The 15,360-nt window shown below is 46.4% G+C and carries 10 protein-coding genes; all 10 read left to right on the top strand.

The features are described from left to right. Nucleotides 1-1,184: PD-(D/E)XK nuclease family protein (locus tag VIM91_RS10065; protein ID WP_331864689.1), on the top strand; the 1,184-nt coding region annotated here is incomplete at its 5' end. Then, entirely contained in the window at nt 1,181-4,696 is a 3,516-nt protein-coding gene (locus VIM91_RS10060; RefSeq protein WP_331864688.1) for a UvrD-helicase domain-containing protein, read from the top strand. The genes VIM91_RS10065 and VIM91_RS10060, both read left to right, overlap by 4 nt. A gap of 161 nt (nt 4,697-4,857) precedes the next feature. Beyond that, nucleotides 4,858-6,147 (top strand): HDOD domain-containing protein, encoded by a 1,290-nt coding sequence (locus VIM91_RS10055; RefSeq protein ID WP_331864687.1) that lies wholly within the window; start codon nt 4,858-4,860, stop codon nt 6,145-6,147. Between the two features lie 184 nt (nt 6,148-6,331). Then, a complete protein-coding gene (locus tag VIM91_RS10050) occupies nt 6,332-7,546 on the top strand; it encodes a mechanosensitive ion channel family protein (protein ID WP_331864686.1) in 1,215 nt (404 codons plus the stop codon). Nucleotides 7,547-7,584: 38 nt separating this feature from the next. Continuing rightward, a complete protein-coding gene (gene ppsA, locus VIM91_RS10045) occupies nt 7,585-9,993 on the top strand; it encodes a phosphoenolpyruvate synthase (protein ID WP_331864685.1) in 2,409 nt (802 codons plus the stop codon). A gap of 198 nt (nt 9,994-10,191) precedes the next feature. Next, nucleotides 10,192-11,649, top strand: coding sequence for a tRNA (N6-isopentenyl adenosine(37)-C2)-methylthiotransferase MiaB (miaB, locus tag VIM91_RS10040; protein WP_331864684.1), 1,458 nt, complete (start codon nt 10,192-10,194; stop codon nt 11,647-11,649). A 125-nt stretch (nt 11,650-11,774) separates the two neighbouring features. Further along, nucleotides 11,775-12,704 (top strand): PhoH family protein, encoded by a 930-nt coding sequence (locus VIM91_RS10035; RefSeq protein WP_331864690.1) that lies wholly within the window; start codon nt 11,775-11,777, stop codon nt 12,702-12,704. Nucleotides 12,705-12,715: 11 nt separating this feature from the next. Continuing rightward, nucleotides 12,716-13,180, top strand: coding sequence for an rRNA maturation RNase YbeY (ybeY, locus tag VIM91_RS10030; RefSeq protein WP_331864683.1), 465 nt, complete (start codon nt 12,716-12,718; stop codon nt 13,178-13,180). An 87-nt stretch (nt 13,181-13,267) separates the two neighbouring features. Further along, the gene (locus tag VIM91_RS10025) at nt 13,268-14,128 is read left to right on the top strand and encodes an HlyC/CorC family transporter (protein WP_331864682.1); all 861 of its coding nucleotides are present in this window, start codon (nt 13,268-13,270) and stop codon (nt 14,126-14,128) included. Next, the coding region (gene lnt / locus VIM91_RS10020; RefSeq protein ID WP_331864681.1) for an apolipoprotein N-acyltransferase at nt 14,129-15,360 on the top strand (1,232 nt) is incomplete at its 3' end.

Here is a 15,360-nt window from a genome sequence, read left to right as displayed (position 1 = left end):
AGTTGCCGCGATGTGATGCGGAGCGCGAGCTTGAATACGCACGGCGTTTAACCGCGCGTTTAAGCGACAGTGCCCAGCAGGTGGTCATGAGTTTTGCCAAACAAAAAGGCGAAGCGGTGTCGATGCCTAGCCCGTTGATTGAGCTCGAACGTTGGCCGAGTTATCAGGCTTTAAATGTACATTCCACCGCCCACCAGGCCTGGTGCTTAAGGCCGGCTTGTGACATGCAAGAAGATTATCAAGCGCCGGAAGTCGCCAATGGCGTGTTGGTTCCAGGTGGTTCGGGAATGTTAAGTGCGCAAATGAAATGCCCGCTGATGGCGTTTATGGATTATCGATTAGGCGCCAAATATGGTTTGCAATCGGTCGAAGACGGCTTGGCAAGCACCGACCAAGGTTCGATTATGCATTCGGTGTTAGAACATTTTTGGCAACAAACTGAAACTCAGGTGGCGTTGCTTGCGATGGATGAGGCGGCCTTAACACAACGTTTACAAAGCTTGTTAGATGCTGAATTTGAACCGCTAGAAAAACGCTTTGCACCCAGTTATGTCGCACTCGAAAAAGCCCGCATGCTGGGCGTGTTGCAAGAATGGATGGCGTTGGAAAAAGCGCGGCCAACGTCCTTTAAAGTGGTTGAAACCGAGTTGGGCTTGGAGCTGGAAATCGCACAGATTAAATTCCGCATTTCAATTGACCGCATTGATGAGACCGACATTGGTCAGGTATTAATAGACTATAAAACCGGCCACGCCAGTTTGAATGATTTACTCAAAGAGCCTATTCGTGCGCCGCAGTTGGCGGTTTATCTGCTCGCGGTAGCCGGCTTGCAACAGTCTGAAGTGGCCGGTTTGGGTTATGGTTTATTAAGTTCTGATAAAGGTGTGCGCTGGAGTGTGATTAGTGAAGACACGGATTTAATCGGCAAAGGCGAACGCGCTTGGAGCCGAATTTCGCAAAAAGGCGATTGGCAGGATGTGAGCTGGCCGGACTTTTTGAATTTCTTACAAGATCAAGTTACCCAGTTGGCGCAAGACGTTAAACGCGGGTTTGCGCCTATGTGGTACGAAAAAGACACGGATTTAGTCTATTCGCCAAGTTTATTGGCGTTACGCAAGCCCGAAGTGCAAACCCAAATCGGCGCCTTTGATTTGGATACCGATTCGGAGGAGGCCAGCGCATGAGTATTCATAACCCATGGAATCCAAACTTAAAGCTGGATGCCGAATTAGATGATGGCGAACAGCGTTTAGAAGCGATTGACCCGACCCGTTCATTTATTGTACAAGCTCCGGCGGGTTCAGGGAAAACCGCCTTATTAACCCAACGTTTTTTATCGCTCTTAACCCGTGTTGAATCCCCCGAACAAGTCGTGGCGATGACCTTTACCAAAAAGGCCGCCGCCGAAATGCGCGAGCGTGTGTTGGGTGCATTAAAACTTGGTTTACTCACACAAAGCCCAAGTGACGAAGCCTATGATTTTAACACCTGGCAACTCGCGCGTATGGTGTTGGAACGCGATCAGCAGCAAGGCTGGCGTTTGTTGGATAACCCAAATCGGTTGAGAATTCGTACCTTGGATTCGATGAACGGTTATTTAGTGCAGCAAATGCCGTTTTTATCTAAGTTAGGTACCCAGCCGCGTTTAAACGAAAATAATGATGCGCTTTATGTCGAAGCCGCGCGCGCGGTCTTGCGATCTGACGCAGTACAGCAAGAAACCGCGGCCTTGCTGAGTTTGGTGAACGGGCGTTATGCGCGCGCCGAAAACCTGTTGGTCAGCATGTTAAAAAAACGCGACCAATGGATGCGCTTAATTTTAAGCGCGGGCGGGCGCGATAGCATGCAAGCCGCGTTAGCGCAATTGGTGCAGGCCGAACTCGCGCAAGCCAGCATGAAGCTTGGCCCGCTGTTAGAAACTGGCGCGGCGTTACCGGAGCTAGCGGCCTATGCCTTGTCGAATAAACCGGAGCTTAATTTAAGCCACTTGGCCAAAGCCAATTGGCCATTAACCGCTGATTTGTCGGACATTGGCGCTTGGCGTGAACTGGCCAGTTTTGTTTTGACGCAAAAACCTGATTTACGTAAAACCGTGACGGTAGCGAATGGTTTTCCGACCAGCGATAAAGCCAAAAAAGAACAAATGATTGGCGTGTTGGCGGATTTAAGTGCGAGTTTAAATCACGAATCGATTCAGGCACTCGTCAACTTAGGGCGTTTGCCAGAACCCTATTATTCCGACAATCAGTGGCAGGCGTTGGAGCATGTGATTACCTTGCTAAAACATGCGGTCGCGCATTTAACCTTGGCGTTTAAAACCGCTGGGCAGGCTGATTTTATTGAAATCGCTCAAGCCGCGGCGCAAGCCCTGGGTGACGAAGACAGTCCGACCGATTTGGCTTTGCAGTTGGACTATCAACTACAGCATTTATTAATTGATGAGTTTCAAGATACCAGCGTGGCGCAGTTTGATTTATTAAAGAAATTATTGCGCGGCTGGCAAGTCGATGATGGCCGTACCTTGTTTATTGTTGGCGACCCCATGCAGTCGATTTATCGGTTTCGTGAAGCCGAAGTCGGCAACTTTTTGCAAGCTTGGCAGGGTGAGGCTTTGCCAGTTAATTTGAACCCGCTCAACCTGACGATTAACTTTCGTTCCAACGCCAGTTTGGTGCGCTGGTTTAATGATACGTTTAAACAAGTGTTTCCCAAGCAAAACCAATTGGTATTGGGCGCGGTTAAATACGAACACGCCAAAGCGTCCCCTAAAGCCGAGGCGAATGATCAATCGCAAACCGCGGTGTTTAGTCACTGGGCTTTAAACCAAACCCCGCAAGACGAAGTCGATCAAATTGTAAGTTTGATTCAGCAAAAGCTGGTGGATTTTGGCGCCGATGACCAGCCCAAAAGCATCGCAGTATTAGGGCGTTCGCGTTCACATTTGGCGCGTTTGGCACTGGGTTTAAAGCAGCAGAATATCGCGTTTCGTGCGGTTGAACTCGAAGCCTTAAATGAACGCCAAGAAATTCAAGATTTGCTGGCGTTAAGTCGTGCCTTATTACATGCGAGTGATCGCGGGGCTTGGTTAGCTTTGTTGCGCACGCCATTTATCGGGCTGGATTTGGCCGATTTATATGCCTTATGTGGTGAAGACAAAACCAAACTTTACGCACCGTTAACGCAGCTTCTCAGTGACCACCAGGCCTGGTCAAGTCTAACGGAAGCCGGGCAAACACGTTTGCACCAGGCCTGGTTGGTGCTGGAAAAAACCTTGCAACACTTAGGTTCGCAGCCTTTTTCGCGTTTGGTGCACCAGGCCTGGTTGTCGCTGGGCGGGCCGTTATCACTGGAGTCAGAAGTAGAGCTCGAAAACACCCAAGCCTTTTTTGAAGGCTTGGCACAGTGGGATGCCGAGGTGTTAAACCAAACCAAGTTGGATGAATGGGTAACCAAACTTTATGCCAGCGGCGACAGCTCTGCACACGCGCAAAAAGTACAGTTAATGACCATGCATAAATCCAAAGGTTTGCAGTTTGATACCGTGATTTTGCCGTCATTAGGCAAAAAACCACGCTCGGATGATAAGTCGTTGGTGAGTTGGTTGGAGTTTGCCTGTGACGAAGGCGATGGTTTGGTACTCGCGCCTTTAGACCAAAAAGGCGAGGCGAGTTCGCCGCTTAACCAATTGATTGGCCAAGTCGAGCAACAAAAACAAAGTTTTGAAGATGCGCGTTTATTATATGTCGCCGCCACGCGTGCGGAATCGGAATTGCATTTATTTGGCTCGGTGAATTTAAGTTCTAGCCAGTTGAAAAAACAGCTTGATCAAGATAGTAGTTTTTTAGAAGCGCCCGATCCGCAAGCGAATAGCTTATTGATGCCCTTGTGGAAGGTGGTGAAACCCGCGTTTAATGCGTTGGTTGAGCCAGAAACTAAACGCTTGGAAGCACAACAGGATTCGGTGGACAAACCGTTGGATGCCTCTGAGCGTTTTATTCCCAAAGTAAAACGTTTACCTTTAACCCGCATTGACCCCTTAGCTTGGCGAGCTGAAAATCGAGTGTCGCTTGATAAACACTCAGGGCGCACTAGCCTAGAAACGCAAGAGCGTTGGTCAGAGGCGAACACTTTAGAAAGCGAAACAACTCAAGACAAAGCCGCGGCCTTATGGGCGGGTTTAACCGCGCGTAAAGTCGGCAACTTGGTGCATGCGTTGTTAGAGCAAGTGGTTAAACAGGGTTTGCAGGCCTGGTCGTCACAAAGAGTGACCGATTCCAGCGCACTTTATCGCCAGTTGTTGGCTCAAGCGGGGGTGCGTGAATCGGACTTGGATCAAGCCGTCAAACGTGTGCAAGCTTCCATGAGTAACGCCTTAAATCATCCCAAAATGCAGTGGGCGTTGGACAATCAACACGAAGAATCCGCTACCGAATTAGCGCTGACCTCCAAGTTTGAGGTGATTGAAAACCATATTGTGGATCGAACTTTTGTCGCCGATGGCGTGCGTTGGATTGTTGATTATAAAACCAGTCAAGATCATCCAGCGGAACGCAGCCATTATTTGCAAGGCTTGGTTGACCAATACCGGCCTCAACTTGCGCGATATGGCACTTTATTTAAGGCGCTTGAACAACGGCCACAGAAATGGGTGTTGTATTTTACCGACATGGATGAGTGGGTTGAGGTGACGGAGTAAGCAGAAACGCAGCATAGATTGGCTTGTATAAAATTTATTATGCCTTATATCAATACTTTAAGCGCATCAGATTAGGGTTTGATCTGTTTTGTGTTAGGGAAGTCTGCTAGATTAACCAAGTGTATTAGTATGTATAAATATTATAAAAAGCAGATATCAAGATGGCGCCAACCCTCAATTCAACGGAACAGACATCACAAGATCAGCCGGGGTTGTCTGAGAAGCGCAAGTATCCGCGTTTTCAGCGAACCTTTACTGTCACGCTGAATGGGGTGTCATTTAGTGGTTACGATATTTCGTTAGAAGGGGTGTCGTTTAGTACCACTGAAACCATTGAGACCATTCGCAAAGATAAGTTGTATGCCAATGTGCAAATCTTATCTCAGCAGGGTAAAACCTATCGAATTGCGGCTTTAGTCATCACCTCGGTGCGTCAGCGCGATGAGGTGACTTTTTATGGCGCCCGTATTGTTAATTTAGACGATGCCTTGCGTCCGATGCACGAACAGTTGGTGTTTGATAAGTTCGATGTTGATAGCCTTTTAACCCACACTTGTGTGCCGGACAAGGCCAAAATGTCGGAGCATTTAGAAAGCCGACTCAATGAAGCGATTAAGCTGTTGCAAAATGTGTATGTCGATCATTTGCCACCCGAGCTGATTATGGTGCGCGATGAGCTCAATTGTTTGCACCCCAACTTGGCTAAAATCGAAGTTTTAATTAAGCGTAATGCGGAAGTGTTGGCGATTTTTATTAAAATTGCGCGCCTGGCTTATCCCAAAAAATCGATTGACCAGCTGATGAAAATTGGCACCATCTTAAAGCTGATCGGTATCGATCAAGTCTACGATTTGTTTGTTTCGGCGATTATGATCCGCTTTCATGAAAATAACCCGCTTGAATACAGCATTATGATGCACGGCATGAATGCCGGTTTAGCCGCGGCTGAATTGTCGGATAGCATTGATGGTATTAGTCGTTCAGAAGCTTATTTGGCTGGATTGATGCAAAATATTGGTGCCGTGTTTTTATCTAAAGTCGATCCAGAAGCTTACAAACATATCTTTAAAAAATCTTTGTCCTTGCCTTATACGGCCCATGATCAAGAGTTAGCCACTTTTCATACCTCGCATTGCGAAGTCGGGGTCGTGATTGCCAAAAAGTGGCAAATGGAGCCGGAAGTCTATAAGGGCATTTTGCTTCATCATTCTCGCCATATCAGCCCCGAAATCAAACAAACTCATAACAAAATCTGCAACATGGGTTTATTGATGATGTTAAGTGATTATGTGGCCTGTTCGGCGATGGGCAAACACTATGTCAGTGATGAACTTAAAAGTTCACGCGACTATGCACTCTCACACTTAACGCTGGATGAAAAAAATGTGCGTTCGGCCTACAAAATTGTGATGGCATCGGGTAATAAACTGCCTTATCTCAGCCATTTTTAAAAACCCTACCTAACCGCTAATGGCCGGCAAAGCCGATGACTGTGGTTGTGATATGCGCAATAGTTTCACAACTTCGGCTTGATAATCCAAACCGACCCTCTAGAATAGCTAATTAATTATGCGAAGGATAAGCACCAGGCCTGGTGCTTATCCTTTCAAACATCCCATCAAACAAAGGACGTGTATGTTAGGTGATTATTTCGCCCAATGGCTGAATGCAGTCAATCTGCATCCGAGCTGGCAGTCGCCATTGGTACTAGGTTTAACCCTAAGCAGTGTGTTGCTGTTTGTATTATTGAGTTTTTATTTCTCTCGTCGAGGTTTAAAACCTCTGATTAATCGCACCATTGAACGCATGGATGGGGTGACCTTAGAAGCAACTAAACTCGAACGTCGCGCTTTGTCGAGTCATATTGCGCATTTGGTGCCGGCTATTTTGTTAATTGTGTTGGTGTCGTTTTTCTTTGGTGCTTGGCCGACGTTGGAACTCATCGCTTCCAAAGTGACTTGGTTGTATTTGTATGGCTTTATTGGCTTGACGGTGGCGGCCTTAATTAATCTGCTGACCGCGATTTATGCATTGCGTTTTGAATCGTCTAATTTGCCTTATAAAGTAATTTCGCAGTTGCTTAAATTAGTGACCTTCATTGTGGTGACAATTTTATCGGTCAGCACCATTATCGGTTCCTCTCCGGCGTTTTTATTAAGTGGTTTGGGGGCGTTAACGGCGGTTTTATTGTTGGTGTTTAGAGATGCGATTTTAGGATTTGTTGCCAGTATTCAAATCGCCGCTAACCGTATGGTGGCGAAAGGCGATTGGATTGAAATGCCTAAATATGGTGCCGACGGTAACGTGATTGAGGTGGCTTTAACCACCGTTAAAGTGCGCAACTGGGATAACACCGTCACCACCTTGCCGACCTATGCGTTGATTTCAGATTCGTTTAAAAACTGGCGCGCGATGCAAGAGTCGGGTGGGCGCCGTATTAAACGCTCGATTTTATTAGATATTCATACTGTTCGGTTTGTGGATGAAGCTGAACTGTCACGCTTTAAAGCGAACCCGAGCTTACAGCGTTTTTTTAACGAACAGACATTTGTTGATATAGATCAACCGGATTTGACCAACTCAGCACTCTATCGAGGTTATATTGAATGGATATTGCGTAATCATGCGCAAATTAATCAACGCTTGATGGTGATGGTGCGTCAGTTGCAACCGACCGAGGTCGGTTTGCCGATTGAGGTTTATTGTTTTAGTGCGGACAAAAATTGGCTGAACTACGAAAAAATTCAATCGGATATTTTCGATAAATTACTCGCTATTTTACCGGCGTTTGATTTATCGGCTTTCCAGCGAATTAGCAGTAGTCAAAATGGCAATGGATTGCATGGATAAAAAGCCAGCTTAAAGACAAAATCAGAAGGGGGAGTCCTATGGCCACGTACAAATATATTCGGTTTTTTGAAGAACTGGGGATTGATGATATTCCGTTGGTTGGCGGCAAAAACGCCTCCTTAGGCGAAATGTACCAAACCCTTGTACCTAATGGTGTACCCGTACCAAATGGTTTTGCGATCACAGCCGACGCTTATCGATATGTGCTGGAAGCCAATGGCATTTGGGCCGAATTAAAAAATCTAATCGGTGGTTTAACCGGGCATGTCACCGATTTAAGCCAGCGTGGACTAAAAGCACGTCAACTGATATATCGTGCTGAGTTGCCAGCCGATCTAGTGAGCGAAATATTAGCGGCTTATGCAGATTTGCGCGAGCAATGTGGTGAGCAAATTAGTTTGGCGGTGCGCAGTTCGGCAACTGCGGAAGATTTACCCACCGCCAGTTTTGCCGGTCAGCAGGATACCTATCTAAACATTCGTGGCGAAGCGGCTTTTTTAGATGCTTGTAAACGTTGTTTTGCGAGTTTGTTTACCGATCGCGCGATTCATTATCGAATTGATCAAGGCTTTGATCACTTTTCGGTGGCTTTATCGATTGGGGTGCAACAAATGGTGCGCTCTGATTTGGCTTCATCAGGCGTGATGTTTTCGATTGATACCGAAACCGGCTTTAAAGATGCCGTGTTTATTACCGGTGCATTTGGTTTAGGCGAAAACGTGGTGCAAGGCGCGGTCGATCCCGATGAGTTTTTTGTGCATAAACCCACTTTTAAGCAAGGTTTCCGTGCCATTTTAAAACGCCATTTAGGTTCAAAAAAAATCAAAATGGTCTATGCCACGGGTAATACCAAAGAAGCGGTAAAAAATGTACCCACCGTTAAAGCTGAGCGTGCGCGTTTTTGTATTAACGATCAAGAAGCCTTAAAACTGGCGGAATATGCCATCAAAATTGAAGAGCATTATTCCAAGCAAGCTGGCTACGATAAACCCATGGATATGGAGTGGGCTAAGGATGGCTTAACGGGTGAGTTGTTTATTGTGCAGGCGCGTCCAGAAACGGTGGCGTCGCAAGTGGTTGGGCAGGTATTAAAAACTTACGAGCTCAGCGCTAAGAATAAACAGACTTTAGTCACCGGTCGTGCGGTGGGGGCGAAAATTGGTGTAGGTCGTGTGCGTGTGATTGAATCGGTTGATAAGTTGCACGAGTTTAAGCCGGGTGAAGTCCTTGTCAGTGATACCACCACACCTGATTGGGAACCTGTGATGAAAATCGCTTCAGCCATTATTACTAACCGAGGTGGGCGTACTTGTCACGCGGCGATTATTTCACGCGAGCTCGGGATTCCAGCCGTGGTGGGGTGTGATGTCGCGACCGAAAAGTTAAAAACTGGTGATTTGGTCACCGTGTCCTGTGCTGAAGGGGAGACTGGTTATATTTACGAGGGTGAGCTGGATTATCAAATCCACGAAACCGACTTGTCGGGTTTAGCCAAACCAAAAACCGATGTGATGTTGAACTTAGGCAATCCGGATTTAGCTTTCCAAAACAGCTTTTTACCGGTAGCGGGTGTGGGCTTGGCGCGCATGGAATTTATTATTAATGAAAGCATTAAAGTACATCCGCAAGCCTTACTTTATCCAAAACGTATTGCAAATGACGCCGTGCGTCAACAGGTTGCCGATTTAATTAAGGGGTATGAAAACGGTCAGGCTTATTTTGTTGAGAAGCTATCGGAAGGCATTGGTACTATCGGCGCGGCTTTTTACCCGCGACCAGTTGTGGTGCGTATGTCGGATTTCAAATCGAATGAATACGCCTCATTATTAGCTGGCGAATATTTCGAGCAAAAAGAAGAAAACCCGATGATTGGTTATCGAGGTGCGGCGCGTTATATTGATGCGGATTACCAATCGAGTTTTGCACTCGAATGCGCGGCGATAAAGCGTGTACGAGACATTATGGGACTGGACAATGTGATTGTCATGATTCCGTTCTGTCGCCGAGTGAATGAGGCCGAGCAAGTCATAGAAGTGATGGCACGTTATGGCTTAAAGCGCGGTGAAAACGGTTTGCAAGTTTATATGATGTGTGAAATTCCCAACAACGTCTTGCTGATCGATCAATTTGCTGAATTCTTTGATGGTTTTTCCATCGGCACCAACGATTTAACCCAATTGGTGTTGGGGGTGGATCGCGATTCGGCTAAGGTGGCCTCATCTTATGATGAACGGGATGATGGGGTAAAAATGATGATTAAATGGGCCGTAGAAGGGGCTAAACGAAATCACAAACATATAGGTTTGTGTGGCCAGGCGCCATCTGACTATCCAGAAATGGCGGAATTCTTAGTCGAAATTGGCATTGAAACCATGAGTTTAAACCCCGATTCGGTGCTTAAGACGCTGCCGCTCATTCTGCAAAAAGAGCAAGCGAAAAGCGTCTAATTAAGCCATAACCTTTTAACGTAAGCGACCACCAGGCCTGGTGGTCGGCGTTGTTTATTTAGCCACCGACATGATTGCGGTGGTTTTTTATTTTTAGGAGTTGGTTTTATGCTAAACTACGCGGCTATTTTTCGGTTACTTTATTAGGTGTAACTGCCTGTTTTTTAACACGAAACCTCATGTTTTATAAGGATCGCTATGACACAGACTTCTTCCGCTGAAAGCTTGATTGACAACATAGCCTTGCCCCGCGATTTAGCTAAATCGCTGGTAGGCGGTGGGTTATTGATTAAAACCTATGGCTGTCAGATGAATGAATACGACTCTGAAAAAATGGCCAACCTGCTCGAAAATACCCACGGTTTGCGGTTAGTCGATTCGCCAGAAGAAGCGGATGTCGTCTTAATGAATACCTGTTCGGTGCGTGAAAAAGCGCAAGAAAAAGTATTTGATGAGTTAGGTAAATGGAAGAAGTGGAAAGCTGAAAAACCGCATCGTGTGATTGGGGTGGGCGGCTGTGTAGCCTCGCAAGAAGGTAAAGTGATTCGCAAACGCGCGCCTTATGTAGATGTTATTTTTGGCCCACAAACCTTGCATCGTTTACCCGCAATGATTAACGATGCGCTTGGCACCCGTTCGGTACATGGCAAGGCCAAAGCGGTGATTGATATTTCGTTCCCAGAAATCGAAAAGTTTGACCATTTAGCAAAGCCCGAGTCGTCGGGTGTGTCGGCGTTTGTATCGGTGATGGAAGGCTGTTCAAAATATTGCACGTTTTGTGTGGTGCCCTATACACGCGGCGAAGAAGTCAGTCGTCCGTTTGATGATGTATTGGCCGAAGTGCGCGCTTTAGCCTCGCAAGGTGTGCGCGAGGTCAATTTGTTAGGGCAAAATGTCAATGCCTATCGTGGCAAAATGGCCGATGGTGATGTCGCCGATCTAGCCTTGTTAATGCATGCGGTGCGTAATATTGAAGGCATTGATCGTATTCGTTATACCACCTCACATCCTAATGAAATGACGACAAACATTATTAACGCGTTTGGTGAAATTCCTGAACTGGTGTCACATTTACACTTGCCGATTCAGTCTGGATCGGATCGTATTTTAGCTTTAATGAAGCGTAATCATTTAGCGCTAGAGTACAAGTCCATCATTCGTAAAGTTAGAGCACTGCGCCCTAATCTTAGTCTGTCAGGCGATTTTATTATTGGTTTTCCGGGTGAAACCCAAGCCGACTTTGAAGCCACCATGAAATTGGTTGAAGAGCTAAAGTATGATCGTTCCTTTAGTTTTATTTACAGCCCGCGTCCAGGCACGCCAGCCGCGAGTTTGCCAGACGATGTGCCGATGGACGTTAAAAAGCAGCGTTTATATGCCTTACAAGAGTTGTTAAATCAGCAAACTTTGGCGCACAGTGAAGCTTTGATTGGTACAACTCAACGTGTATTAGTTGAACGCTTATCTCGCAAGTCGGATCGTGAAATGGCGGGGCGTACTGAGTGTAATCGCGTTGTTAATTTTGTTGGTGATTTGGATATGATCGGTACCTTTGTGGATGTCAAAATCCAAGAAGCGCTAAGTAACTCGTTACGTGGTGAGGTGGTTAACGCACCGGAATCTGGCTTAGCGACACCACAATTTTATGCCTTGTGATTGGCTTAGCGCGGTTTTACAATGAGTTTACATATTGCTATTTAATAAAAGCAGGTTAGCCTAATTTGACACAATCTCATTCGAGTTCAAACTCATCGACTTTGCATACCATTCACTTTGAGCTGATGCCAGAGTCGAACGAGCAATTACAGAGTTTCTGTGGTTGGCACAATCAGCATATCAGTCAAATGGAATTAAAACTGGGGGTAGAAATTAATCACCTAGGTTTTCAATTTCGCGTGACCGGACAAGCGGATCGATTAGTTAAAACTGAACAGATGATCCGTGATCTCTATAGAGAAGCCGGTCAAAAAACTTTATTGCCCGCCGATGTTCATATGGCTTTGCAGTCACAAGGCTTTGACGATGCACGCCCGATCGACTATCAGCAAGCGATTGTTAAAGTGCGCCGTAAACCTATCAAAACCCGCAATCCGAACCAATCAAACTATGTCACATTAGTGCAAGAAAAAGATGTTAATTTTGGTATTGGCCCAGCTGGAACCGGTAAAACCTATTTGGCGGTGGCTTGTGCGGTTGCTGCATTGGAAGCCGAACAAGTCAGACGCATTGTGTTGACGCGTCCAGCGGTTGAAGCCGGTGAAAAACTTGGGTTTTTACCCGGTGATTTAAGTCAAAAGGTCGATCCTTATTTACGTCCGCTTTATGATGCGCTGTTTGAGATGATGGGGTTTGAAACAGTGGAACGCCTAATCGAAAAAAATGTGATTGAGATTGCGCCCTTAGCCTTTATGCGGGGTCGCACTTTAAACGAAGCTTTTATTATTTTGGATGAAGCACAGAATACCACGGTCGAGCAGATGAAAATGTTCTTAACCCGTATGGGGTTTGGATCAAAGTCGGTGATTACCGGCGACATCACCCAATGTGATTTGCCGAAACATCAAAAATCCGGCTTGCGGGATGCGATTGAAGTCTTAGCGGAAGTGGATGAAGTCGGCTTTACGTTTTTTCAATCGCAAGATGTGGTGCGTCACAGTTTGGTTCAGCGCATTGTTCAAGCCTACGAAAGTCAGGGTCGCCCCATTAACTAAATGAGAATGCTATGACCGAAGTCGAATTACAATGGGGAACCCAGCAACAGGCGATGCCAACCGAGGCTCAATGTCAGACTTGGGTGGAGGCGGCCTTGCAGGGCGATTTAAAACAGCAAGATGTCGCGCTCACCATTCGAGTAGTGGATGCCGACGAAAGCCGTCAGTTAAATCACGATTATCGTGGCAAAGATTACGCCACCAATGTGTTGTCGTTTGAGTTTGAGCTGCCACCAGGCCTGGTGCAACCCGACGACGAGCCGATTTATTTAGGTGACCTGGTGATTTGTGCGTCGGTGGTGATCGAAGAAGCCATGACGCAAGAAAAAACGCTCGAAGAACATTGGGCGCATATGGTGGTTCATGGCACCTTGCATTTACAAGGTTTCGACCATATAGAGGATACGGAAGCAGAGCAAATGGAAGCTTTAGAAACCCAAATTATGCAGCAACTTGGGTATGATGATCCCTATTAAAAAGACATAAAGCGTCAGGCTTAGGCCAACTCAATTCAGACGGATTGAGCGCTAAACAGAATTCAACAACGGAGAGAAAAAATCGTCATGAGTGACAGTGACAGTAGTAGCAGTGGTTCATCTTGGTTAGAACGCTTTACGCGGATGTTTTCGGATGAACCCGAAGATCGCGAAGACTTACTGGAAATTTTAAAAGAGGCACAGAAACAAGGTTTAATCGACAGTGATGCCTTGTTGATGATCCAGGGTGTACTGGATGTATCAGAAACGCGTGTGCGCGATATTATGGTGCCGCGGCCTCAAGTGGATGTGATTGATGAATCGCAACCGCTCGATGCCATTTTAAAAGAAATTGCCGAATCGGCACACTCACGCTATCCGGTGGTATCGGAAAGCAAAGACGAAATCATCGGCGTGTTATTAGCTAAAGATGTATTGCGTTTGATGGTAAAAGGTCAGCTAAACGATAAAGATGACTTACGTAGCATTTATCGTGAACCGGTTTTTATTCCCGAAAGTAAACGTCTAAATGTGCTACTGCGTGAATTTAAAACCAGCCACAACCACCTAGCTTTGGTGGTGGATGAGTATGCTGGATTAGCCGGCCTGGTGACGATTGAAGATGTGTTAGAACAAATTGTTGGTGAGATTGAAGACGAACACGACGAAGATGAAGAACTTTATATCAAGGCTCAAGTCGGTGATTCGTTTGCAGTCAAAGCCATCACACCCTTAAGCGATTTTTGCGAAGAGTTTGGTGTGGAGTTTGAGAATGAATCCAATATTGAAACATTGGGCGGTTTAATTGCAACTTCTATGGGGCATGTACCACAAAAAGGCGAAGAGATTGTGATGGAGGGCTTATTATTCCGGGTGCTCAAAGCCGACAGCCGCCGTGTACATTTATTCCAGGTTAAACGCGTGGAAGATGAAGGAATCATTGATTAAATGAAATCCGCTACGCGACTTAAACAACTGGTATGGCCGGATCGCTTCGCCTTATTAGCCGCTCTATTGGGCGGCATCGCGGTTTTCGGTTTCGCGCCATTTGAGTTTTCGCCGCTTGCTTTGATCTCACTCGCCGGTTTATTTTGGTTGTGGGGGCGTTCTACCAGTCGATCGCAAGCCTTTAAGTATGGTTTGTGGTTTGGTTTAGGCCAATTTGGCGTTGGTGCCAGTTGGTTGTTTTCCAGTATCTATTTCTATTCCGAAATTGGCTTAATTGGCTCGATAGTCATGGTGGCTGGTTTCGTGATTCTGTTAGCGCTGTTTCCCGCGTTCGCTGGGGCAATAGGGCGTTATTTCTATAATCCAAATCGCGTTGGAGCCAGCTTGCTTTGGGTGTTCCCCGCCGCTTGGGTATTATTGGAATGGGTGCGTTCCAGTATTCTAGGCGGCTTGCCGTTTATGTTAATGGGGACTTCTCATCTTGGTACTTGGCTGGATGGTTATGCGACCGTGTTCGGTGTATTAGGTGTCAGTTTTGTGGTCGCGATCACCGCTGGATTAATGGTGTGGTTTGTACAGCATAAACAAACCTTACCTGCCGCTTTATTGGTGGCCTTTATCTGGCCGATTGGTGGGGTGCTGCAAAAAACACAATGGGTCACGCCGGTCGATGAGCCGGTTGACGTCGCTTTGTTACAAGGCAATTTTTCACAAGATCAAAAGTGGCAGTCTGAACAGTTTGTGCCGATGATGCGTCGCTATGTCGGCATGACGCGTACCAATTTGGACGCGGATTTGATTGTTTGGCCGGAAACGGCGATTCCCGGTTATTTTGATCGCGCCGCCGATACAGTTTTGCGTCAATTTATCGCGGATGCTCAATTGCAAAGTCGCGATATATTGGTCGGCACAATTTCACGTGAACCGGATGGTTCGCGTTATTACAATGCGATGATCAATTTGCGAGATATTGAGCAAGAATATCGCAAACGTCATTTGGTCATGTTTGGTGAATATTACCCGTTTTCGGGTTTGATTGAGCCTTTAGCACAAAAATTGGGCTTTCCATTTTCGCAGTTCAGTGCAGCGGACCAGCCGCAAAAACCACTAACACTAGGTGGTCAGCCCGCAGGTGTGTCGATTTGTTTTGAGATGATGTTTGGCGCCGAGTTGGCGCAAGATTTACCGCACGCTAAATACTTTATTACCACCAGCAATGATGCTTGGTTTGC

The organism is Thiomicrospira sp., assembly GCF_036568485.1.
GTDB lineage: Bacteria > Pseudomonadota > Gammaproteobacteria > Thiomicrospirales > Thiomicrospiraceae > Thiomicrospira.
This window is presented reverse-complemented; position numbering and strand designations above follow the sequence as displayed.